The sequence below is a fragment of the Variovorax sp. GW821-FHT10D07 genome, from assembly GCF_059415325.1.
This window is the reverse complement of the sequence record NZ_JBWKMZ010000012.1, coordinates 269,187-291,175: the sequence shown is the minus strand read 5'-3', so window position 1 is coordinate 291,175 and position 21,989 is coordinate 269,187. Positions and strand designations below refer to the sequence as shown.

The 21,989-nt window shown below is 68.1% G+C and carries 19 protein-coding genes; 15 read left to right on the top strand and 4 right to left on the bottom strand.

Translation table 11 applies throughout. The annotated features are described in order from the left end of the window. Window positions 1-46: 46 nt before the first annotated feature. From AC07PU_RS30530 to mdoH, 7 genes are all read left to right on the top strand, one after another. Window positions 47-505: a hypothetical protein gene (locus AC07PU_RS30530; RefSeq protein ID WP_495322028.1), complete on the top strand. Its 459-nt coding sequence runs from the start codon at window positions 47-49 to the stop codon at window positions 503-505. A 135-nt stretch (window positions 506-640) separates the two neighbouring features. Beyond that, a complete protein-coding gene (gene miaB, locus AC07PU_RS30525; protein ID WP_495322027.1) occupies window positions 641-1,999 on the top strand; it encodes a tRNA (N6-isopentenyl adenosine(37)-C2)-methylthiotransferase MiaB in 1,359 nt (452 codons plus the stop codon). Next, entirely contained in the window at window positions 1,999-3,423 is a 1,425-nt protein-coding gene (locus AC07PU_RS30520; protein WP_093353484.1) for a sensor histidine kinase, read from the top strand. The genes miaB and AC07PU_RS30520 overlap by 1 nt, the downstream gene beginning before the upstream one ends. A gap of 63 nt (window positions 3,424-3,486) precedes the next feature. After that, window positions 3,487-4,152: a hypothetical protein gene (locus AC07PU_RS30515; RefSeq protein ID WP_495322026.1), complete on the top strand. Its 666-nt coding sequence runs from the start codon at window positions 3,487-3,489 to the stop codon at window positions 4,150-4,152. Beyond that, window positions 4,149-5,549, top strand: coding sequence for a sigma 54-interacting transcriptional regulator (locus tag AC07PU_RS30510; protein WP_093353476.1), 1,401 nt, complete (start codon window positions 4,149-4,151; stop codon window positions 5,547-5,549). Before AC07PU_RS30515 ends, AC07PU_RS30510 begins: the two co-directional genes overlap by 4 nt. A gap of 181 nt (window positions 5,550-5,730) precedes the next feature. After that, window positions 5,731-5,937 (top strand): hypothetical protein, encoded by a 207-nt coding sequence (locus AC07PU_RS30505; RefSeq protein WP_057591126.1) that lies wholly within the window; start codon window positions 5,731-5,733, stop codon window positions 5,935-5,937. Window positions 5,938-5,942: 5 nt separating this feature from the next. Continuing rightward, window positions 5,943-7,946 (top strand): glucans biosynthesis glucosyltransferase MdoH, encoded by a 2,004-nt coding sequence (mdoH, locus tag AC07PU_RS30500; protein WP_495322025.1) that lies wholly within the window; start codon window positions 5,943-5,945, stop codon window positions 7,944-7,946. Window positions 7,947-8,003: 57 nt separating this feature from the next. Here mdoH and AC07PU_RS30495 read toward each other — a convergent pair whose 3' ends face one another. The 3 genes from AC07PU_RS30495 to ffh all read right to left on the bottom strand — a co-directional run bounded on the left by AC07PU_RS30495 (window position 8,004) and on the right by ffh (window position 10,406). After that, entirely contained in the window at window positions 8,004-8,372 is a 369-nt protein-coding gene (locus AC07PU_RS30495) for a hypothetical protein (RefSeq protein WP_296780772.1), read from the bottom strand. Between the two features lie 3 nt (window positions 8,373-8,375). Next, a complete protein-coding gene (locus AC07PU_RS30490; protein ID WP_296780773.1) occupies window positions 8,376-8,840 on the bottom strand; it encodes a hypothetical protein in 465 nt (154 codons plus the stop codon). 177 nt (window positions 8,841-9,017) lie between these two features. Then, the gene (gene ffh, locus AC07PU_RS30485; protein ID WP_208508242.1) at window positions 9,018-10,406 is read right to left on the bottom strand and encodes a signal recognition particle protein; all 1,389 of its coding nucleotides are present in this window, start codon (window positions 10,404-10,406) and stop codon (window positions 9,018-9,020) included. A 126-nt stretch (window positions 10,407-10,532) separates the two neighbouring features. Here ffh and AC07PU_RS30480 point away from each other — a divergent pair, with 126 nt between their 5' ends. The 8 genes from AC07PU_RS30480 to AC07PU_RS30445 all read left to right on the top strand — a co-directional run bounded on the left by AC07PU_RS30480 (window position 10,533) and on the right by AC07PU_RS30445 (window position 20,950). Beyond that, window positions 10,533-11,342: a cytochrome C assembly family protein gene (locus AC07PU_RS30480; RefSeq protein WP_093353466.1), complete on the top strand. Its 810-nt coding sequence runs from the start codon at window positions 10,533-10,535 to the stop codon at window positions 11,340-11,342. Window positions 11,343-11,351: 9 nt separating this feature from the next. Further along, entirely contained in the window at window positions 11,352-11,603 is a 252-nt protein-coding gene (locus AC07PU_RS30475) for a PP0621 family protein (protein ID WP_093353463.1), read from the top strand. A gap of 28 nt (window positions 11,604-11,631) precedes the next feature. Next, window positions 11,632-13,338, top strand: a complete 1,707-nt coding sequence (locus AC07PU_RS30470; protein ID WP_398500891.1) for a two-component system sensor histidine kinase NtrB — start codon at window positions 11,632-11,634, stop codon at window positions 13,336-13,338. Between the two features lie 4 nt (window positions 13,339-13,342). Further along, window positions 13,343-14,938 carry a sigma-54-dependent transcriptional regulator gene (locus AC07PU_RS30465; RefSeq protein WP_495322023.1) on the top strand — a complete coding sequence of 532 codons (1,596 nt, stop codon included), beginning with the start codon at window positions 13,343-13,345 and terminating at the stop codon, window positions 14,936-14,938. Continuing rightward, complete coding sequence (gene ampD, locus AC07PU_RS30460) at window positions 14,925-15,545, top strand: 1,6-anhydro-N-acetylmuramyl-L-alanine amidase AmpD (RefSeq protein WP_495322022.1); 621 nt, start codon at window positions 14,925-14,927, stop codon at window positions 15,543-15,545. The genes AC07PU_RS30465 and ampD overlap by 14 nt, the downstream gene beginning before the upstream one ends. Window positions 15,546-15,895: 350 nt before the next feature. Next, entirely contained in the window at window positions 15,896-18,814 is a 2,919-nt protein-coding gene (locus tag AC07PU_RS30455; RefSeq protein WP_093353452.1) for a ribonucleoside-diphosphate reductase subunit alpha, read from the top strand. 214 nt (window positions 18,815-19,028) lie between these two features. Beyond that, a complete protein-coding gene (locus AC07PU_RS30450) occupies window positions 19,029-20,252 on the top strand; it encodes a ribonucleotide-diphosphate reductase subunit beta (protein ID WP_490877249.1) in 1,224 nt (407 codons plus the stop codon). Window positions 20,253-20,449: 197 nt separating this feature from the next. Beyond that, window positions 20,450-20,950, top strand: a complete 501-nt coding sequence (locus AC07PU_RS30445; RefSeq protein WP_082321630.1) for a histone H1-like DNA-binding protein — start codon at window positions 20,450-20,452, stop codon at window positions 20,948-20,950. Window positions 20,951-21,071: 121 nt separating this feature from the next. Here the strand turns inward: AC07PU_RS30445 and AC07PU_RS30440 are convergent, their stop codons facing one another. Then, window positions 21,072-21,977, bottom strand: coding sequence for a carbohydrate kinase family protein (locus tag AC07PU_RS30440; protein ID WP_093353447.1), 906 nt, complete (start codon window positions 21,975-21,977; stop codon window positions 21,072-21,074). Window positions 21,978-21,989: the final 12 nt, after the last annotated feature.

Sequence of the window (21,989 nt, the reverse complement as noted above, 5' to 3'; positions counted from 1 at the left end):
ACCCCGCTCGCTAGAATCCCCGCTCCACAGCCTCTGGATGAACCCCATGAACCGCTGCAAGACACCCACGAACGCTCTTCATTTCATAGCAGCCTGCGCAACACTGGCAGCCACTTCCAGCGTCTTCCCGCTCCAGGCGAGCGCGCAGGACGCGGCGCCCCGGCCGCAGACCCAGAACGAATCGCTGGTCGGCGGGCGCAATTTCCCGGTCGGCACCCTGCGCGGCAAGTTCCGCGTGATCGACGGCAACGACGTGATGCTCGACGGCCGGCCCGACCGGCTCGCGCCCGGCGCGCGCATCCGCAGCGGCCAGAACATGCTGGTGATGAGCGGCGCGATCACGGGCCAGAACCTGCTGGTCAACTACACGCGCGATGCCGCGGGCATGCTGCGCGAGGTCTGGATCCTCACGCCCGACGAAGCCACCGCCAGCCGCGAATCGCTGAACAAGCCCTTCCTCAACATCTGGCCGTTCGTGCAGAACGACACGGTCAACACGCAGTAGGCCGCTCGCCGCCGGCCGTCGGCCGCACCGGCATCCCTTTCGCGGACACGCCCGCCGCTTTCGCCACGAAAGCCCCGTGTCCGCCCGGCCCCTCCGCAAGACGAGGGGCCACTCCTACATATAGAAGAGCTCCCCATGACCGCCAAGAAAGTCTTCATCAAAACCTTCGGCTGCCAGATGAACGAGTACGACTCGGACAAGATGGCCGACGTGCTCCATGCCGCGCAGGGCTACGAGCCGACGCAGAACGTCGACGAGGCCGACCTGATCCTGTTCAACACCTGCTCGGTGCGCGAGAAGGCGCAGGAAAAAGTGTTCTCCGACCTCGGCCGCGTCAAGCACCTGAAGGCGCGCGGCGTGAAGATCGGCGTCGGCGGCTGCGTGGCCAGCCAGGAGGGCAACGCCATCATCGCGCGCGCGCCCTATGTCGACATCGTGTTCGGCCCGCAGACCCTGCACCGGCTGCCCGAGATGCTGGCCGAGCGCGAGCGGCTCGACCGCCCGCAGGTCGACATCAGCTTTCCCGAGATCGAGAAGTTCGACCACCTGCCGCCCGCGCGCGTGGAAGGCGCCACCGCCTTCGTGTCGATCATGGAAGGCTGCTCCAAGTACTGCAGCTACTGCGTGGTGCCCTACACGCGCGGCGAGGAAGTGAACCGGCCGCTCGACGACGTGCTGGTCGAGATCGCCGGCCTGGCCGACCAGGGCGTGCGCGAGGTCACGCTGCTGGGCCAGAACGTCAATGCCTACCGTGGCCGCATGGGCGACACGGCCGAGATCGCCGACTTCGCGCTGCTGATCGAGTACGTGGCCGAGATCCCTGGCATCGAGCGCATCCGCTACACCACCAGCCATCCCAACGAATTCACGCCGCGGCTGATCGAGGCCTATGCCAAGGTGCCGCAGCTCGTGAGCCACCTGCACCTGCCGGTGCAGCACGGCAGCGACCGCATCCTGATGGCGATGAAGCGCGGCTACACCGCCATGGAATACAAGAGCACGGTGCGCAAGCTGCGCGCGATCCGGCCCGAGCTCGCGCTGTCGAGCGACTTCATCGTCGGCTTCCCCGGCGAGACCGAGGCCGACTTCGACAAGATGATGAAGCTGATCGACGACTGCCAGTTCGACGCCAGCTTCAGCTTCATCTTCAGCCCGCGCCCCGGCACGCCGGCCGCCGCGCTGCACGACGACACGCCGCACGAGGTCAAGCTGGCGCGGCTGCAGAAGCTGCAGGCCGTGATCGACGGCAACGTGAAGCGCTTCGGCGAGGCGCTGGTGGGCAGCACCCAGCGCGTGCTGGTGGAAGGCGCCTCGCGCCGCGACGCGAGCGAACTCATGGGCCGCACGGCCTGCAACCGGGTCGTCAACTTCGAGGGCGACGCGCGGCTCGTGGGCCGGATGACCGACCTGCGCATCACGCGCTCGCTGGCCTACACGCTGCGCGGCGAAGTGCCCACGCGCGAGAGCGCGTCCGCCGCCGGGGCGCTCGCCTGATGGCGAAGCGATCGATACGGGGCTCGTTCCAGCAGCTCCTGCTGTTCGCCTTCCTGCTGATCACCGCGCTGCTGGTGGGCGTGGCGCTGCGCTCGGTGCTGCAGTACGACACCTTGATGACGCAAAGCCGCGACGCCGCGGCGCGCGCGCTGCGGCTGTCGGGCGCGGCCCAGTCGCTGGCCGAGCGCAGTGCGGCGATGGAGCGTGCCGGGCGCCAGTCGCTGGTGCTCAACGATTCGGTGCTGCGGCGCCGCTTCGACGATGCCGCGCGCGAGGCCCACGGTGTGCTCGAGCGGCTCGAGAAGAACGGCCTGGCGCCCGCCAGCACCGAGGCCTGGCGCACCCAGCTCGGCGTGATCGAGGGCCTGATGAGCGGCAACGCCGACAGCGCGCTGCAGCGCGAGAGCACGATGGCGATGCAGTTCCGCGACCTCGACGCGCTCAACACCAACATCGCGCAGCAGGCCCAGTTCCTGATCGAGATGCAGAACGACGCGCTGGCCAAGCGCATCGAGAACGCGCGCCGCCGGCTGATGCGCGAGGTGGTCGCGGCCAGCGTGCTCGCGGTGTCGCTGGCGCTGGCCTTCGGCATCTGGCTGGCGCGGCCGTTCAAGCGGCTCGAGCACGCCATCGTCGGCCTGGGCCAGAACCGGCTCGACGAGCCGATCGACATCCGCGGCCCGGCCGACGTGCGGCGCGTGTCGCAGCAGCTCGAGTGGCTGCGGCTGCGGCTGACCGAGCTCGACGCCGACAAGGCGCGCTTCCTGCGCCACGTCTCGCACGAACTGAAGACGCCGCTGGCGGCGCTGCGCGAGGGCGTGTCGCTGCTGGAGGACGGCGTGACCGGCGCGCTGAACCCGGCGCAGCTCGAGGTGGCACAGATCCTGAACCAGAACACGGTGGCGCTGCAGGGCCAGATCGAGGCCTTGCTGCGCTTCAACGCGGCCGCCTTCGAGGCGCGCGAGCTGCGCCGCGAGCGCACCGAGCTGCTGCCGCTGATCGAGGAGCAGATCGAATCGCAGCGGCTGCAGTGGCAGGCCCACGGCCTCACGGTGCGCGCCGAGGGCGAGCGCATCGCGCTCACGGTCGACCGCACCAAGCTCGGCACCGCGATCGCCAACCTGCTGTCGAACGCGATCCGCTTCTCGGCGCGCGGCGGCACCATCACCCTCGTGGTCTCGGGCACGCCCGAGGCGGTGCGCATCGACGTCAACGACGCCGGCCCGGGCATCGCCGAGGGCGACCGCGACCGCATCTTCGAGCCCTTCTACCGCGGCGAACGCCAACCGGAGCATGCGGTCAAGGGCACGGGCATCGGACTTTCCATCGTGCAGGAGTACATTGCAGCCCATGGGGGCCGCATCGCCCTGCTGCCCGAGGGGCCCGGCGCGCGTTTCCGCATCGAGCTGCCGCGCACGGCCTGAGCTTCCCGGCGCCCCCACATCCCCGTAGCCCTCGCCAACGCCCCGCGTCGTCCTTCTTCGTCCATGTCTTTTTCGTCCGTACGCCCCTCCACCGCCACCCGCGCACTGGCTGCGCTGGCCGCGCCGTGGCTCCTGCTGCTGGCCGCCTGCAGCGCGCCGCCCAAGCCGCCCGCGGAAGCCGATGCGCTGCCGCCGCCGCCGGTGCTGCCGCGCGTGATGCCGGTCGAGGCCGAGCCGAAGGCACCGGCCACCCAGCCGGCCTCGCTGTTCACGCTAATGACCCAGGGCCCGGTGGCCGCCGTGCTGGCCTACGCCGACAAGATGCGCTCGCTCAGCGGCGCCGAGCTGAACGCCGAGATCCAGCGCCTGGGCGACCCCGGCGACGCGCCCACGGCGCAGATGCACCTCGCGATCCTGCTGTCGCAGACCCGCGTGCCGGCCGACCTGGCGCGCGCGCTGGGCCTGCTGCAGCGCGTGATCGCCAATCCCGCGCCCGAGGCCCAGCCGCTGCAGCCGCTGGCGCGCGCGCTGGCCGCGCGCTACATCGAGCAGCGCCGCGTCGAGGACGACCGCGACAAGCAGGTGCAGCAGCTGCGCGACAGCCAGCGCCGCATCGACCAGCTCAACGACCGCATTGAAGCGCTGCGCGCCATCGAGCGCAGCTTCGCGCGGCCCAACACGCCCGCGGCACCGGCCTTGGCACCGAACGGAAGCAGGTCCACCCCATGAGTACTTCGGGCGCCCGCCTGCTGGTCGTCGACGACGATCCGGACATGCTGCGGCTGCTGTCGATGCGGCTGAGCTCGGCGGGCTACCAGGTCACGGCCGTGACCTCGGCCGAGACGGCGCTCACGCAGCTCGAGATCGAGCATCCGCAACTGGTGCTCAGCGACGTGCGCCTGCCCGGGCGCGACGGCCTGGCGCTGTTCGACGAGATCCGCAAGCGCCATCCCTCGCTGCCGGTGATCCTGCTGACCGCGCACGGCACCATCCCCGACGCGGTGGAAGCCACCGCGCGCGGCGTCTTCACCTACCTGACCAAGCCCTACGACGGGCGCGAACTGCTCGACAAGATCGCCCAAGCGCTCGCGCTGGGCGCGCCGGCCACGGTGCCGAGCAAGACCGGCGACGACAGCTGGCGCGTCGACATCGTGAGCCGCAGCAACCGCATGGCCGAGCTGCTGGCCGAGGCGCGCATGGTCGCCAAGTCCGACGCCTCGGTGCTGCTGCGCGGCGACTCGGGCGCCGGCAAGGAAATGCTGGCGCGCGCCATCCACAAGGCCAGCGCGCGCGCCGACAAGCCCTTCGTGGCGGTCAACTGCGGCGCCATTCCCGAGGCGCTGCTCGAGTCCGAGCTGTTCGGCCACATGAAGGGCGCCTTCACCGACGCCCACGCCAACCACAAGGGCCTGTTCCAGCAGGCCGACGGCGGCACCCTGCTGCTCGACGAGATCGGCGACATGCCGCCCGCGCTGCAGGTCAAGCTGCTGCGCGTGCTGCAGGAGCGCGCGGTGCGCCCGCTGGGCGCCAGCCAGTCGATCGAGGTCGACGTGCGCATCATCTCGGCCACCCACCGCGACCTCGATGCCGCGATGGAAGCGGGCCAGTTCCGCGAGGACCTCTACTACCGGCTCAACGTGGTGACGCTCACGCTGCCGCCGCTGTCGGCGCGCCGCGAGGACATCCCGCTGCTGGCCAACCACTTCCTGCAGAAGCTCTCGACCAAGTACGGCAAGCGGCTGTCGGGCTTCGCGCCCGAGGCGCTGAAGGCGCTGACCACCGCGGCCTGGCCCGGCAACGTGCGCCAGCTCTACAACGTGGTCGAGCAGGTCTGCGCGCTGTCGAGCTCGCCGCTGATCCCGCTGGCGCTGGTACAGCGCGCGCTGCGGGTGCCGACGGTGGAGGTCCAGACCTATGCCGAGGCCAAGCAGCGTTTCGAGCGCGAATACCTGGTCGGCCTGCTGAAACTGACCGACGGCAACGTCGCCGACGCGGCCCGCCTGGCCGACCGCAACCGCACCGAGTTCTACCGCCTGCTGCAGAAGCACGAGCTCACGCCGGGCCACTTCAAGGCCGATGCTGTCGCTCCGGGTGGCGAGGGTGTCGCTGACGAGCGACGCCCCTAAGTCGTTGATTCATATGGGTGTTTTTCGGCAGGCCGGTGAGCTTGTCGGGATTCGGCGACAAAAACGGGGGTTTTGAGGCCCTTTTCGCCCTCCGGCCCCCGAAAATTCCGGCCGAAGCGGCCCAAGTGCTTGATTCCAAAGCACTTTTCCATGCTGGCACAGGGTTTGCCCCTGTAGTGGCATGACAGCATTCAACAGCCCATCTTTCGCACTGCGTCCGCAGCGCGACGGCCTGCGTCAAAAGCAGTTTTCCGCCTCGCGGCCCCGTGCCGCGGGCCATTCGCCAGCCGCGCTCGCCAGCGCCGGCGGCGTCGCGACGGATTGCGTCTTCAAGCGCTTTCCGGCCATTGGCGACACCTCCTCCTCCCTCGACAAGCAACGTTGGTAAACACCATGAAGCCGAACGACTTCTCCCAACTCAATGTCCTGGCCGATTCCGACTTCTCGCGCCGCAGCCCGGTGCGTGAGGAACGCCATCCCAACGCCGTCAGCGCGCCCCCGGTCAACCGCGGCTCGATGACGCCCCGCCCCTGGCGCGGCTTCTGGAACAGCATCGGCACCGCCCTGCTGGTCCGCCTGGGTGCCGGCGGCAAGCGCGAAAGCGCCCCGGCCGCAGCCAAGCAGCCGTGGCAGCGCGCCGCCTCGCAGCGCCGCCTGGCCTTCATGCTGCTGACCGTGCTGAGCACCGTGGTCGCTTCCACGCTGTTCGCGGGCGTGCAGCCCGACTACGACAACGTCTGGCTCGAATACGGCCAGATCGGCCTCTACGGCCTGCTCTCGGGCTGGGTCGTGACCGGCTTCGTGACCGCCCTCATGGGCTTCTACGTCTCGGTGCGCGGCGACAAGCATGCGCTCTCGGTCAAGCAGGTGGCCAACCACCCGATGAACCCCGAGGCCCGCACCGCGATCATCATGCCGATCTGCAACGAGGACGTGGCCACCGTGTTCGCCGGCCTGCGCGCCACCTGCGAATCGGTCGCGGCCACCGGTCACGCCAAGCAGTTCGACGTGTTCGTGCTGTCCGACAGCTACAACCCCGAGACCGCCGCCGCCGAGCGCGCCGCCTGGGAAGACCTGCGCGCCGCGCTGGCCGACAGCCCGAACCAGCCGCAGGTCGAGGTCTACTACCGCCTGCGCACCCGCCGCACGCACCGCAAGGCCGGCAACGTGGCCGACTTCTGCCGCCGCTGGGGCAAGGACTACCGCTACATGGTCGTGCTCGACGCCGACTCCGTGATGAGCGGCGACTGCCTGACCTCGATGGTCAAGCTGATGGAAGCCAACCCGAGCGCCGGCATCATCCAGACAGCCACCCAGGCCATCGGCCACGTGACGCTGCATGCCCGCGCCCAACAATTCGCTTCCCGCGTGACGGGCCGCCTGTTCACGCTGGGCATGCAGTTCTGGCAACTGGGCGAATCGCACTACTGGGGCCACAACGCGATCATCCGCGTCGAGCCCTTCATGAAGCACTGCGCGCTGGCCCCGATCAAGGGCACCGGCGGCATGTCGGGCGGCATCATGTCGCACGATTTCGTCGAAGCCGCGCTGATGCGCCGTGCCGGCTACAACGTGTGGCTGGTGTCCGACCTGGTCGGCAGCTACGAACAGCAACCGCCGGACCTGCTGGCCGAGCTGCAGCGCGACCGCCGCTGGTGCCAGGGTAACCTGCAGAACGCCCGCCTGATGGCCGAGCCCGGCATCCACTCGGTGCACCGCGCGATGTTCGTGACCGGCACCATGGCCTACGTTTCCGCCCCGCTGTGGCTCGCGTTCCTGACGCTGGGCACCGCGCTGTGGCTCAGCGGTTCCAGCCTGATCTCGAGCTGGAGCGTGCTGCCGGCCGAACTCGCCGGCCTCTGGATCTGGACCCTGTGCCTGTTGTTCCTGCCCCGCGTGCTCGGCATCGTTGCCGTGCTGATGCGCGGCGAGCAACGCCAGTTCGGCGGCCTGTGGGGCCTGATCAAGAGCTCGGTGATGGAAAGCGGTCTCGCGATCGTGCAGGCACCGGTGCGCATGCTGGCCCACTCGCTGTTCGTGCTGGTCGCCCTCACCGGCATCAAGCTCGACTGGAAGTCGCCCCCGCGTGAAGCCGCCGCCGTGCCGTGGAAGGTCGCTGCCTCGCAGCTGGCCCCCATGACGCTGGTGATCGCACTGCTGGCCGTCGGCGTCGCGATGATCGACCCGAGCGCCCTGATGTGGCTCATGCCGGTCGGCCTGCCGCTGCTGCTGGCGATCCCGCTGACCGTGCTGACCAGCCAGATCGCGCTGGGCACCACGCTGCGCGACCGCGGCTTCCTGCTGATCCCCGAGGAATCGCGTTCGCCGGCCGTGCTGCGCCGCGCCTGGATGCATGCGCTGCGCCTCTCGCGTCCCGCGGCGCTGGCCACGGCCTGACGCGCTGGCACCGCACCAACGAAAAAGCCGGCCACTGCGCCGGCTTTTTTGCGGGCCTTATTTCTTCGGTGCCGAGAGTATGGCGAAGGCTTGGTTGAACGCATCCGTCAGCACCGTATCGGGGTGCCGCCTGAATTCGCTCACGGTACCCCAGTAACCGAGCTTGTCGTTTTCGTAAGCCAGGAAATAGGGATCCGTCGCCACGGAACTGGTCATGAAGTAGCGCTGAAAGCTGAACGTCCGCCCTCCGGATCGAACCTCCGTCTGCTCTAACGGCCCCTGCTTCAAGGCTGCGGAGACTTCGGCACTCCCCATTCCCTTGCTCAATACCTGCAGTTGAAGGTAGCCGATCGACGGCCCCGCGCAACCCGTGAGCAGCAGGATGGCAAGCAAGGCGCCCTGGCTGAGTTTTCGTGCGGATTGCATTTGCTACTTCCCCCCTGCGTTCTTTGCCGCACTCGCCTTTTCCATCGCCAGCTTCAAGGAGGGCATCACACTGCTGACGGCATCGTCCGGGTTCTTGCTCAACTCCTCGATGGTTCCGTAGGACAGGACGCGTTGCGGAGGATCGGCTTCGTAGACGATGACGTATGGCGTAAAGATGGGGATGATGATGGGAACCGGGAAACAGCCTGGAGTACAGACCACGGTCGTGCTCTCGGTGATGCCAGTCTCCACCCGGTAGTGTTGCGCAAGGTAATCGCGATCATTGGCAGAGAACCGGTACTCCAGGTTCACGGATTCAGGCTTGATGTTCTGACGTACGGCCGCCAAGGTATCGCCGCGCTGGACCGCGTTCAATTGCGTACGGCTCAATGGGGGCGCGCTGACGCACCCGGCGAGCAAACCGGCCATCACGAGGACTGGCACCCAGCATCTCTTCGTTTTCAGCATTCTTCCTCCCGGGAAATCGGGCGGGATTATGCATGTCGTCGTTGCTTCCGAAGCGCCACGTGCGCGACCATTCCTCCTGCCTGCGCCACGGTCTTCGGCGCGCACGCATGACCGCCAACGAAGAAGCCCGCCGGGCAATGCCTCGGCGGGCTTCTTTCATCTCGCTCTATATATGGCTCAGAACGGCAGCTTCGGCCCGCCGGGCCCCCCCATCCCGCCCATGCCCTTCATGCCGCCCATCTTCTTCATCATCTTCATGAGGCCGCCGCCCTTCATCTTCTTCATCATCCCCTGCATCTGTTCGAACTCGTTGAGCAGGCGGTTCACTTCCTGAACCTGCACGCCCGCGCCGGCCGCGATGCGGCGCTTGCGCGTGGCCTTGAGCAGCTCGGGCTTGCGGCGCTCCAGCGGCGTCATGCTCTGGATGATCCCTTCCTTGCGCCGGATGTCGCGCTCGGCGCGCGTCATGTCGGCCTCGCTGGCCTTGGCCGCCATCTGGGTGGGCAGCTTGTCCATCAGGCTTGAGAGACCGCCCATCTGCTTCATCTGCTGCAGCTGGCCGAGGAAGTCGTTGAGGTCGAAGCCCGCGCCGCTCTTGACCTTGGCGGCGAGCTTCTGCGCCGCCGCCACGTCGACGCCGGCCGTGACCTGCTCGACCAGCGCGACGATGTCGCCCATGCCCAGGATGCGGCCCGCATGGCGCTCGGCGTCGAACACCTCGAGGCCGTCGATCTTCTCGCTCACGCCCGCGAACTTGATCGGCACGCCCGTGACCTGGCGCACCGACAGCGCCGCGCCGCCGCGCGAATCGCCGTCGGTCTTGGTCAGGATGATGCCGGTGAGCGGCAGCGCCTCCTTGAAGGCGCGCGCCGTGTTGATCGCGTCCTGGCCCTGCATGGCATCGACCACGAACAGGGTCTCGACCGGGTTCAGCGCGCCGTGCAGCTGCTGGATCTCGGCCATCAGCACCTCGTCGATCGCGAGCCGGCCGGCCGTATCGACCAGCAGCACGTCGAAGAAGTGGCGCTTGGCGTGGTCGAGCGCGGCGCGCGCGATGTCCAGCGGCTTCTGGTCGGGCGTGCTCGGGAACCATTCGGCGCCGGCCTGCTTGGTGACGGTCTTGAGCTGCTCGATGGCGGCGGGCCGGTAGACGTCGCCCGAGACCGTGAGCACCTTCTTCTTGCGCTTCTCGATCAGGTGCTTGGCGAGCTTGGCGGTGGTGGTGGTCTTGCCGGCGCCCTGCAGGCCGGCCATGAGGATCACCGCCGGCGGCTGGGCCGCGAGGTTGATGTCCGAGACGCCCTCGCCCATGGTGGCGGCGAGCTCGCGGTTGACGATGCCCACCAGCGCCTGGCCCGGCTTGAGCGAGCCCAGCACTTCCTGGCCGAGCGCCTTTTCCTTCACGCGGGCGACGAAGTCGCGCACCACGGGCAGCGCCACGTCGGCTTCGAGCAGCGCCATGCGCACTTCGCGCAGCATGTCCTGCACGTTGCTTTCGGTGATGCGCGCCTGGCCGCTCATCGTCTTGACGAGGCGGGAGAATTTTTCGGTGAGAGCGCTGGCCATGGAGGGGATGCCTTGCTTGCTGCCCCGCTGCGGCGGGACGGATGGGAGAAGTCGCGGGAGACGGGTAGGAGGGAAGCTGGCGCGCGGCACCCGGAAATGCAAGGGTGAGCGGCTAAACTCCGATCGATGATTTTAGCGATCCCCTCCCCACTCGGCGTGGCGCTGGGCATCGCCGCCGCGGCCGCCTACGGTTTTGCCGCCGCCGCAGGCGCCCGGCTGAGCCGGCAGGCCACCCAGTGGGCGCTCGGCCTGGCCTGGCTGCTGCATGCCGCGGTGCTCGGCCATGGCCTGGTCGGCCACGAACCCCGCTTCGGCTTCGCGCCCGCCCTGTCGGTCACGGCCTGGCTGGTGCTCACCGTCTACGCGGTCGAAAGCCGCATGTACCCGCAGCTGCAGGTGCGCCGCGCGCTGGCCTGGCTCGGCGCGGCGGCGGTGCTGCTCGCGATCCTCTTTCCCGGCACGCCGCTGCACGTGTCGGCTTCGCCCTGGCTGCCGCTGCACCTGGCGCTGGGCATCGCCTCCTATGGGCTGTTCGCCGCCGCGGTGGTGCACGCCTGGCTCACGACCCGCGCCGAGAAGCAGATCCGCCTGGCCACCGAACCGCAGGGCGGCGTGCCGCTGCTGACGCTCGAACGCCTCACCTTCCGCTTCGTGACGGCCGGCTTCGTGCTGCTGTCGGCCACGCTGCTGGCCGGGCTGCTGTTCAGCGAACAGCTCTACGGCGCCGCGGGCCGGGCCTGGAAGTGGGACCACAAGTCGGCCTTCTCGGTGCTGGCCTGGATCAGCTTCGCGGTGCTGCTGATCGGCCGCGCGCGCTTCGGCTGGCGCGGGCGCACCGCGCGGCGCGTGCTCTATGCGGGCTCGGCGCTGCTGCTGCTGGCCTACGTGGGCTCGCGCTTCGTGCTCGAAGTGGTGCTGGCGCGTCCGCCGGCCTGAAGACACCTCATGAAATACCTTCTCGTCCTCGCGGTGGTCTGGGTCGCGATCTGGCTCTGGCGCAAGAACCGCCGCGAAGAAATGCAGGAGCGCGCCGCCCGCACGCCGCGTCCCGCCGCGCCGCCCGCGGTGGGCGCGCCGCAGGCGATGGTGCGCTGCGCCCACTGCGGCCTGCACCTGCCCGCGAGCGACGCGGTGCGCGGTACCGACGGCACCCCCTACTGCAGCGCCGCGCACCGGCAGGTCGCCGAGCGCGCCTGAACGGCGCCGAGCCGGCTTCGTCGCAGCGATGGGCAGCAGTTCCTCCCTCTGGGCCAGCGGCGAACCGGTCACCGACTGGGACGTGCTGGAGCCCGGCGCGCGCGAGAGTGCCGCGCTGCTGCGGCTGTGGCGCGGCTTCATGGGCGCGCGCTGCTTCGTCGCGCTGGTGCTGGTGCTGCTGCAGGGCGTGAGCTTCGCGCTCGGCCAGACCATGCAGCCGGTGGCGGTGGTGCTGTCGGCGAGCTACCTCGCGGCCGCCGCGCTGGGCGCGCGCTACGTGCATTTCGAGCCGCCGATGCGCGGCTTCGGCGCCGCCTGGATGCTGAGCACCGGCGTCGACCTCGCGGTCTTCGCGGCGCTGCAGGTCACGCAGGGCGGCAATATCAACTACACGCCGCTGTTCGCGCTGCCGGTGCTCATGAGCGCGGTGCTCGGCACGGTGATGGTGAGCATGGGCACCACCGCCACCGTCACGCTGCTGCTGCTGGCCGATGCCGCCTGGCACTGGGTGCAGCAGCCCGGCGACTCGCCCGCGCGCTTCGTGCAGGCGGCGCTCACGGGCACCGGGCTGTTCGTGGTGGCGCTGCTGGCGCACGAGCTCGCGCGCCGGCTGGCGCGCGAAGAAGCCGTGTCGCAGCACAACCGCAGCAGCGCGCAGATGCAGGCGCAGGTCAACGACCTGGTGATCGAGACGCTGAGCGAAGGCGTGCTGGTGATCGACGCCGAGGGCCTGGTGCATGCGGCCAACCCGGCGGCCGATGCGATCCTGGGCCAGGGCCTGGGCCAGTTGCGGCTGCCCTTTCCGCTGCATGCCCAGCCGGCCTGGCATGCGCTGGCCGCGCTGGCGCGCCAGACCTATGCGCGCCGCGAGTCGCAGTCCGAGGAGATCCCGGTCGCGCAGGCGCGCGGCGCGGCGCGCGAGGTGCGCGTGCGCACCCGCCTCACGCCCTCGAGCGACCAGCGCATGGGCAGCCTGTGCGTGATGTTCCTGCAGGACCTGCGCGAGCTCGAGGCCCGCATCCGCACCGAGAAGCTGGCCGCCATGGGCCGCATGTCGGCCGCGGTCGCGCACGAGATCCGCAACCCGCTGGCCGCCATCACGCAGGCCAGCGCGCTGCTCAACGAGGACCTGACCGATCCCGCGCACCGCCAGCTCACGCACATGGTGCAGCACAACGCGCAGCGCCTCGCGCGCATCGTCGACGACGTCCTCGACGTCTCGCGCGCGCGCCAGCAGCGCGTGCTGTCGCTCGGCGAGCAGGTGGTGCTCGACCCCACCGTGCAGGCCCTGACCGAGGAATGGATGCGCCAGACCCAGCGCAAGGGCGTGACCGTGGTGCTCGACGCGCCGGGCGTGGAGGTGCGCTTCGACGTCGAGCACCTGCGCCGCCTGCTGGTGAACCTGCTCGACAACGCGGCGCGCTACGCGAGCCTGCGCGAGGGCGCGATCCAGGTCGTGACCACGCTGCAGCGCGCGGGCAGCCCGGGCCGGCCGACCCTGCAGGTCTGGAGCGATGGCGCACCGCTCGAACCGGCCGTGCAGCGCCACCTGTTCGAACCCTTCTTCTCGTCGGAGAGCCGCTCGAGCGGACTGGGCCTGTTCCTGTGCCGCGAGCTGTGCCGGCGCCACGGCGCGGCCATCGGCTACGAGCGGCGCGCGCTGGCGGGCGAGGCGCCCGAGGGCAACGAATTCTTCGTCGGCTTCGCCGCGAGCGAAAACCGGCTGACACAATAGCGGCGTGAGCAGCTCCCATCCGCCCTCCCAGCGTCCCGCGCAGATCCTCGTCATCGACGACGAACCCGACCTTCGCACGCTCTACGAACTCACGCTGCTGCGCGAAGGCTACCGGGTCGAGGCCGCGGGCAGCGTCTCCGAAGCCTGGCAGCATCTCGAGGCCACGCGCTTCGACGCCGTGATCACCGACATGCGGCTGCCCGACGGCCAGGGCATGGAGATCATCCAGCGCATCCAGAAGAACCAGCGCAGCGAGCGCTGCGTGGTGATGACCGCCTACGGCTCGGCCGAGAACGCGGTCGAGGCGCTGAAGGCCGGAGCCTTCGACTACCTCACCAAGCCGGTCGACCTGAAGCAGTTCCGCGCGGTCGTCGCCTCCGCGGTGCAGGCGCAGCAGCCGCCACCGGTCGCGCAGGCCGCGGTGCGCCCGGCCAAGGCCGCCGATGCGAGCGACGGCACGTCGGCGCTGGCCGCCGCGGGCAGCGCGGGCGCTTCCGCGCTCGAGCGGCTGGTCGGCGATTCGGAACCGATGCGGCTCGTGAAGTCGCGCATCGCCAAGGTGGCGCGCGGCATGGCGCCGGTGCTGGTGCGCGGCGAATCGGGCACCGGCAAGGAGCTGGTGGCGCGCGCGGTCCATGCCTGCAGCCAGCGCAGCGACGGCCCCTTCGTCGCGGTGAACTGCGGCGCGATTCCCGAGAACCTGCTCGAGGCCGAATTCTTCGGCGCGCGCAAGGGTTCGTACACCGGCTCGGCGCAGGACCGCGACGGCTACTTCCAGGCCGCGCGCGGCGGCACGCTGTTCCTCGACGAGATCGGCGACCTGCCGCTGGCGATGCAGTCCAAGCTGCTGCGCGCGATCCAGGAACGCAGCGTGCGGCCGATCGGCTCCACGCAGGAAGACGCGGTCGACGTGCGCATCGTGAGCGCGACCCACAAGGACCTGCACGCCGAGGTGCAGGCCGGCCGTTTCCGGCAGGACCTGTTCTATCGGCTCAACGTGATCGAGATCGCGGTGCCCGCGCTGCGCGAGCGCCGCGAGGACCTGCCCGCGCTGTGCGTCGCGCTGCTCGCGCGCATCGCGCAGGACGGCGGGCTGCCCGCGCCGCGCCTGTCGGACGCGCTGCTGCGGCAGCTCGCGCAGCATCCGCTGCACGGCAACGTGCGCGAGCTCGAGAACCTGCTGCACCGCGCGGTCGCGCTGTACGACGGCGACGAACTGCAGCTCGACCTGATGGATGGCGCAGGCGGCGGCTGGATGACGGCCGCGCCCGGGCCTGCCGCGCCGCAAGCCGCGAGCGCCGCGACGACTGCGGCGCCGCTCGCGCAGCCCGAGGCCTTCGACGCGAAGCCCGTCGTGGCCGCGCCGCCGCCCGCGCCGCGCCCCGTGGTGCCCACGCCGCTGCCCTCCGACCTGCAGGCCTACCTCGATCAGCAGGAGCGCGAGATCCTCGTGCGCGCGCTGCACGAGAGCGGCTTCAACCGCACGGCCGCCGCCGCGCGCCTCGGCATGAGCCTGCGCCAGATCCGCTATCGCATCGCGCGCCTGGGCATCAACACGCCCAACGGCGACGATGGCGCGAGCAGCCATGTCGACGACTGAAGACGGCCTGCGCGCTTCCACGGGCGATGCGCTCTGGCGCGACGGCTGGTACCGCTTCGCGAAGGCGCTGCCCTCGCCCAACTTCGGACCGCGACCCGCGCCGGCACGCGAGCGCATCGACCTCGTCGTGCTGCACTCGATCAGCCTGCCGCCCGGCGAGTACGGCGGCGACGCGGTGCAACGGCTCTTCACCAACCGGCTCGACTGGGACGCGCATCCTTACTTCGAAAGCATTCGTGGGCTCGAGGTGTCCTCGCATTTCTACGTGCGCCGCAACGGCGAGCTCTGGCAGTTCGTGAGCGGCGACGATCGCGCGTGGCATGCGGGCGTGTCGTCGTGGCGCGGCCGGGACAACTGCAACGACGACTCGATCGGCATCGAGCTCGAGGGCCTCGAGGGCGGACCGTTCGAGGACGCGCAGTACGAGACGCTCGCGAGCCTCGCGGCGGCGATCGCGCAGCACTATCCGATCGCACACATCGCGGGCCACGAGCACATCGCACCGGGCCGCAAGCAGGATCCCGGCGCCGGCTTCGACTGGCATCGGCTGCGCGATCATCTCGGCTGGGGTCCACACATGTTTCCCTCGCAGGTGGTGGAGCGCTAATTTTTTCAATCGCTGCACGCCGTGCGATGCCCTGGGCTCGCAGTGCAGCAATCGCTCCATTCGCAAGCGCGATGCGTAGCAACCATGCGCCTTGCAGGCCCAAATCGGCTCGCAAGCCGCATGGAACGTGGGTTGCGAGAGGATGATCCACTGTTCATGCGGCATGGATGGCCGCGAAGCGCGAAAACAGCTTTCTCCTCCCTCTTGAAGCCTGAAGGAAAACGCTACATCTAGTGGGTTGTACACCCCCCGCACCCTAGATATAGTGTGTCCCGGCCGGCCTCAGAGCCGACGAAGCGGCCCCAGCAGCGCCGCTCATCCAACAAGAATTGCCAACCGAGAGGAAGCGAATGCAAACAGCACTGAATACACCTACCGCCGCGCGTGCCATCCCCTCCACGCCGCCCCAGTCCCCCCGCGACACCGCCGGTTCGCCCACCGGACAGAACCTCGCGCACTACCAGATCATCCGCCGCAACGGCGCCGTGGTCCCGTTCGAGCCCAACAAGATCGCGATCGCGATGATGAAAGCCTTCCTGGCCGTGCATGGCACCCAGGGCGCGGCCTCGGCCAGCGTGCGCGAGACCGTCGACGCGCTGACCCAGGCCGTCGTGAAGGCGCTGGTGCGCTCGCGTCCGGGCGGCGGCACCTTCCACATCGAAGACGTGCAGGACCAGGTCGAACTGGGCCTGATGCGCGGCGGCCACCAGGAAGTGGCGCGTGCCTACGTGCTCTACCGCGAACGCCGCACGCAGGAACGCGCGAAGCAGGGCGAGCAGGATGTGCAGGTCGCGGCGCCCGCGCTGCACGTGCTCGACCGCGGCGAACGCGTCGCGCTCGATCTCGGCGAACTCAAGGGACTGATCGAGTCGGCCTGCCAGGGCCTGGGCGACAGCATCACGGCCGCGCCGATCGTAGCCGAGACGATGCGCAACCTGTACGACGGCGTGCCGCTCGACGAGGTCTACAAGGCCTCGATCCTCGCGGCCCGCACGCTGATCGAGAAGGATCCCGACTACACCTTCGCCACCGCGCGCCTGCTGCTGCACACGATCTTCAAGGAGATCGTCGGCCGCGAAGTCATGCCGGCCGACCGCGCCACCGCCTACGCCGACTACTTCCCCTCCTTCATCAAGAAGGGCGTCGAGAACGAGTTGCTCGACGAGAAGCTGCTGCAGTACGACCTGCCCCGCCTGGGCGCGGCGCTGAAGGCCGAACGCGACAACCAGTTCGACTACCTCGGCCTGCAGACCCTGTACGACCGCTACTTCCTGCACGTGCGCAAGAGCCGCATCGAGCTGCCGCAGGCCTTCTTCATGCGCGTCTCGATGGGCCTGGCGCTCAACGAGATCGACCGCGAAGCCCGCGCCATCGAGTTCTACGAAGTGCTGTCGTCCTTCGACTTCATGTCGAGCACGCCGACGCTGTTCAACAGCGGCACGCTGCGCTCGCAGCTGTCGAGCTGCTACCTGACCACCGTGCCCGACGACCTCGACGGCATCTACGAGTCGATCAAGGAAAACGCGCTGCTCTCGAAGTTCGCGGGCGGCCTGGGCAACGACTGGACCCGCGTGCGCGCGCTCGGCAGCCACATCAAGGGCACGAACGGCGAATCGCAGGGCGTGGTGCCCTTCCTCAAGGTGGTCAACGACACCGCCGTGGCCGTGAACCAGGGCGGCAAGCGCAAGGGCGCCGTCTGCACGTACCTCGAGACCTGGCACCTCGACATCGAGGAGTTCCTGGAGCTGCGCAAGAACACCGGCGACGACCGCCGCCGCACGCACGACATGAACACCGCCAACTGGATCCCCGACCTGTTCATGCGCCGCGTGATGGAAAAGGGTTCGTGGACGCTGTTCTCGCCCTCGAACGTGCCCGACCTGCACGACCTGTTCGGCGCCGACTTCGAGAAGGCCTACGTCGCCTACGAAGAGAAGGCCGCGCGCGGCGAGATCAAGCCCAGCCGCACCGTGCAGGCCACCGACCTGTGGCGCAAGATGCTCACGATGCTGTTCGAGACCGGCCATCCCTGGATCACGTTCAAGGACGCCTGCAACGTGCGCTCGCCGCAACAGCACGCCGGCGTGGTGCACTCGTCGAACCTCTGCACCGAGATCACGCTGAACACCAGCGACACCGAAACCGCGGTCTGCAACCTCGGTTCGGTCAACCTGCTGCAGCATCTGAAGGACGGCAAGGTCGACCAGGAGAAGCTCAAGAAGACGATCTCGACCGCGATGCGCATGCTCGACAACGTGATCGACATCAACTACTACGCCGTGAAGAAGGCGCGCGACTCGAACCTGCGCCACCGTCCGGTCGGCCTGGGCCTGATGGGCTTCCAGGACGCGCTGTACGACCTGCGTATTCCTTACGCCTCGCAGGAAGCCGTGCAGTTCGCCGACGAATCGATGGAAGCGATCTGCTACCACGCCTACTGGGCCTCGACCGAGCTGGCGCGCGAGCGCGGCAAGTACTCGAGCTACAAGGGCTCGCTGTGGGACAAGGGCATCCTGCCGATCGACTCGCTCGACCTGCTCGAGAAGGCACGCGGCGGCTACGTCGAGGTCGACCGCTCGTCGACCCTCGACTGGGACGCGCTGCGCGCCAAGATCAAGGCCGACGGCATGCGCAATTCGAACTGCGTGGCCATCGCCCCGACCGCGACCATCTCGAACATCATCGGCGTGGACGCCTCGATCGAGCCCTGCTTCGGCAACCTCTCGGTCAAGTCGAACCTGTCGGGCGAATTCACCGTGATCAACCACTACCTGGTGCGCGACCTCAAGCGCCTGGGCCTGTGGGACGACGTGATGGTGATGGACCTGAAGCACTTCGACGGTTCGCTGCGTCCCATCGACCGCGTGCCGCAGGACGTGAAGGCGCTCTACGCCACCGCGTTCGAAGTCGAGACGACGTGGCTGGTGGAAGCCGCCGCGCGTCGCCAGAAGTGGATCGACCAGGCGCAGTCGCTGAACATCTACATGGCCGGCGCCTCGGGCAAGAAGCTCGACGACACCTACAAGCTCGCATGGCTGCGTGGCCTGAAGACCACCTACTACCTGCGCACGCAGAGCGCGACGCACGCCGAGAAGTCGACGGTGCAGTCGGGCCGCCTCAACGCGGTGTCCTCGGGCAACGACGCACCGTCGGGCATGAGCGCACTCGAGGCCGCGGCTGCCGCAGCGAAGGCACAGATGAGCGCGATCCCCGCGACCGACATCGCCTTCTGCGGTGTCGACGATCCGACCTGCGAAGCCTGCCAGTGATGCACGCAGCGCACCGCGAACACAGCGCGGTGCGCTGCACGACGAAGAGTGAGGCGCATGCGACGTCGTGCGATGACGGAGGCCAGTTGAAGGCATTGACCGACATCGCGCGATGCATGCGAGCAACATAACAACCACATAAATGGAGTGCGATGTGAACGAGCACTTTGCAACTCACATCGTTGCTCGGATAATTTGAGCATTGGATTTTTCTATGTTGACCTGGGACGAAGAAGTCAAGCCCTCCTTGCCAAAGGACATGCAACAAGGTTTGCATCACCACCCCTCGACCGGCGCTGCCGCCGGCCGTGCGGTGGATGTGTCGGCTTCATCGATGGCACAACCTTCGCTGCAACCCGTGCAGCAGCCTGCCCGCCAGGCCGCGCCCGCATCCGTCGGCGCCAGCGCTCCGGCTGAAACGCGCCGCGTCAGGGCCGCCGACAAGCGCATCATCAACGGCGAGACCGACGTCAACCAGCTGGTGCCGTTCAAGTACAAGTGGGCGTGGGAAAAGTACCTCGCCACCTGCGCCAACCACTGGATGCCGCAGGAAGTGAACATGACGCGCGACATCGCGCTGTGGAAAGACCCGAACGGCCTGACCGAAGACGAGCGCCGCATCGTCAAGCGCAACCTCGGCTTCTTCGTCACCGCCGACTCGCTGGCCGCCAACAACATCGTGCTGGGCACCTATCGCCACATCACGGCGCCCGAATGCCGCCAGTTCCTGCTGCGCCAGGCCTTCGAGGAAGCGATCCACACGCACGCCTACCAGTACATCGTCGAGTCGCTCGGCCTGGACGAAAGCGAGATCTTCAACGCCTACAACGAGGTGCCGTCGATCCGCGAGAAGGACCAGTTCCTGATTCCGTTCATCGACGCGATCAGCGACCCGAACTTCAAGACCGGCACGCACGAGACCGACCAGACGCTGCTCAAGTCGCTGATCGTGTTCGCCTGCCTGATGGAAGGCCTCTTCTTCTACGTCGGCTTCACGCAGATCCTCGCGCTGGGCCGCCAGAACAAGATGACCGGCGCCGCCGAGCAGTACCAGTACATCCTGCGCGACGAGTCGATGCACTGCAACTTCGGCATCGACCTGATCAACCAGCTCAAGCTCGAGAACCCCGGCCTGTGGACGGCCGAGTTCAAGGCCGAGATCAAGGCGCTGTTCATGCGCGCCGTCGAGCTCGAATACAAGTACGCCGAAGACACCATGCCCCGTGGCGTGCTCGGCATGAACGCTTCCATGTTCAAGGGCTATCTGCGCTACATCGCCAATCGGCGCGCACAGCAGATCGGCCTCGAAACGCTCTTCCCGAACGAGGAAAATCCGTTCCCGTGGATGAGCGAGATGATTGACCTGAAGAAAGAGCGCAATTTCTTCGAGACCCGCGTGATCGAATACCAATCGGGTGGTGCGCTCTCCTGGGATTGAATATTTCGATAACAATAAATGAATTCAAGAATTGCCCTTGCCACCGACTGCGCCGAAGAGCGCGGCATGGATGAGGGCTCAGGTGTTCATGGTGCTGGAGCACGGAATCCAACGCCATGAATCACTCCAGCGCTACCAACATGCGCGGAGTGCTTCAATAGGTTGATTTTTTCAACTTGATCAAGGAGAAAACAGAAATGGCAACTGCAAAGAAAGCACCGGCTAAGAAAGCCGCAGCGAAGAAGGCTCCGGCCAAGAAGGTCGTAGCGAAGAAGGCTCCGGCCAAGAAGGTCGCCGCCAAGAAGGCTCCGGCCAAGAAGGTCGCTGCCAAGAAGGCTCCGGCCAAGAAGGTCGCTGCCAAGAAGGTAGCCGCGAAGAAGGTCGTCGCCAAGAAGGCACCGGCGAAGAAGGCAGCTCCGGCGAAGAAGGCCGCAGCGAAGAAGGCTCCGGCGAAGAAGGCCGCTGCCAAGAAGGCGCCTGCGAAGAAGGCTGCCGCCAAGAAGGCCCCTGCCAAGAAGGCTGCGGCCAAGAAAGCCGCGAAAAAGCCCGCTGCCAAGCCTGCCGCTGCTGCCAAGAAGCCTGCTGCGAAGAAGGCTGCCAAGGCACCCGCCAAGGCCGCTGCTGCGCCCGCTCCCGCTGCGCAGACGACGCTGAATCCCCAGGCAGCCTGGCCGTTTCCCACGGCCAGCAAGCCCTGAGTTTTCTCGGCAGCCCTGAAAAGGCATCAAGCCCGGCACCGCAAGGTGTCGGGCTTTTTCATTGGGCGAAGAAGATCGCGAAACGACGGGGCGGCGGCATCCACCGCCGCGCCATCGCCCGTCAAGCCAGGCCGAGTGCCTGGCGATCGACCTGGTAGTTCTGCGGACCGCGCTGCGCGATCTTGAGCGCGCCGACCTGGTTGCCGAGTGCCGCGCACTGAGCCAGCGGCCAGCCCTTTTCCAGGCCGAACAGCAGCGCACCGCGCCATGCGTCGCCGCAGCCCGTGGGCTCGATCACCGCGGTCGGCACCACGCCCGGCACATGCTCGCGTTCGCCGTTCGTCCACACCTCGCAGCCCTCGGCCGCGAGCGTGACCACGAGGCCGCGCACGCGCTGCGAGATCTCCGCCAGGCTCCAGCCCGTGCGCTGCGACAGCATCTTGCCTTCATAGTCGTTGACCACCACCCAGCTCGCGAGCTCGACGAAATGCTTGAGCGCCTCGCCGTCGAACATCGGCAGGCCCTGGCCCGGATCGAATACGAAGGGAATGCCGGCGGCCGCGAACTGCTCGGCATGCTGCAGCATCGCCTCGCGGCCATCGGGCGCGACGATGCCGAGCCGGATGTCCTCGCGCGCCGCGACCTTCGTGATGTGCGCCTGCTGCATCGCGCCCGGATGGAAGGCCGTGATCTGGTTGTTGTCGGCGTCGTTCATGATCATCGCCTGCGCGGTGAAGGTGTCGTCGAGCTGGCGCACGAACTCCGTGCTGATGCCCAGCGAGCGCATGCGCTCGATGTAGTCGGCGCCATCGCTGCCGAGCGTGGCCATCGGCAGCGCCGTGCCGCCGAGCGCATTGAGGCTGTAGGCGATGTTGCCGGCGCAGCCGCCGAAGTCGCGGCGCAGGCCCGGCACCAGGAAGGACACGTTGAGGATGTGCAACTGGTCCGGAAGGATCTGGTCGGCGAACCGGCCCTCGAAGGTCATGATGGTGTCGAAGGCGAGGGAACCGCAAATCACTGCTGCCATGGGCTGATCCGT

Coding starts and splice junctions, on each gene's coding strand:
- AC07PU_RS30530 (WP_495322028.1), top strand. CDS start 47: ATGAACCGCTGCAAGACACCCACGAACGCTCTTCATTTCATAGCAGCC.
- miaB (WP_495322027.1), top strand. CDS start 641: ATGACCGCCAAGAAAGTCTTCATCAAAACCTTCGGCTGCCAGATGAAC.
- AC07PU_RS30520 (WP_093353484.1), top strand. CDS start 1,999: ATGGCGAAGCGATCGATACGGGGCTCGTTCCAGCAGCTCCTGCTGTTC.
- AC07PU_RS30515 (WP_495322026.1), top strand. CDS start 3,487: ATGTCTTTTTCGTCCGTACGCCCCTCCACCGCCACCCGCGCACTGGCT.
- AC07PU_RS30510 (WP_093353476.1), top strand. CDS start 4,149: ATGAGTACTTCGGGCGCCCGCCTGCTGGTCGTCGACGACGATCCGGAC.
- AC07PU_RS30505 (WP_057591126.1), top strand. CDS start 5,731: ATGACAGCATTCAACAGCCCATCTTTCGCACTGCGTCCGCAGCGCGAC.
- mdoH (WP_495322025.1), top strand. CDS start 5,943: ATGAAGCCGAACGACTTCTCCCAACTCAATGTCCTGGCCGATTCCGAC.
- AC07PU_RS30495 (WP_296780772.1), bottom strand. CDS start 8,372: ATGCAATCCGCACGAAAACTCAGCCAGGGCGCCTTGCTTGCCATCCTG.
- AC07PU_RS30490 (WP_296780773.1), bottom strand. CDS start 8,840: ATGCTGAAAACGAAGAGATGCTGGGTGCCAGTCCTCGTGATGGCCGGT.
- ffh (WP_208508242.1), bottom strand. CDS start 10,406: ATGGCCAGCGCTCTCACCGAAAAATTCTCCCGCCTCGTCAAGACGATG.
- AC07PU_RS30480 (WP_093353466.1), top strand. CDS start 10,533: ATGATTTTAGCGATCCCCTCCCCACTCGGCGTGGCGCTGGGCATCGCC.
- AC07PU_RS30475 (WP_093353463.1), top strand. CDS start 11,352: ATGAAATACCTTCTCGTCCTCGCGGTGGTCTGGGTCGCGATCTGGCTC.
- AC07PU_RS30470 (WP_398500891.1), top strand. CDS start 11,632: ATGGGCAGCAGTTCCTCCCTCTGGGCCAGCGGCGAACCGGTCACCGAC.
- ampD (WP_495322022.1), top strand. CDS start 14,925: ATGTCGACGACTGAAGACGGCCTGCGCGCTTCCACGGGCGATGCGCTC.
- AC07PU_RS30455 (WP_093353452.1), top strand. CDS start 15,896: ATGCAAACAGCACTGAATACACCTACCGCCGCGCGTGCCATCCCCTCC.
- AC07PU_RS30450 (WP_490877249.1), top strand. CDS start 19,029: ATGTTGACCTGGGACGAAGAAGTCAAGCCCTCCTTGCCAAAGGACATG.
- AC07PU_RS30445 (WP_082321630.1), top strand. CDS start 20,450: ATGGCAACTGCAAAGAAAGCACCGGCTAAGAAAGCCGCAGCGAAGAAG.
- AC07PU_RS30440 (WP_093353447.1), bottom strand. CDS start 21,977: ATGGCAGCAGTGATTTGCGGTTCCCTCGCCTTCGACACCATCATGACC.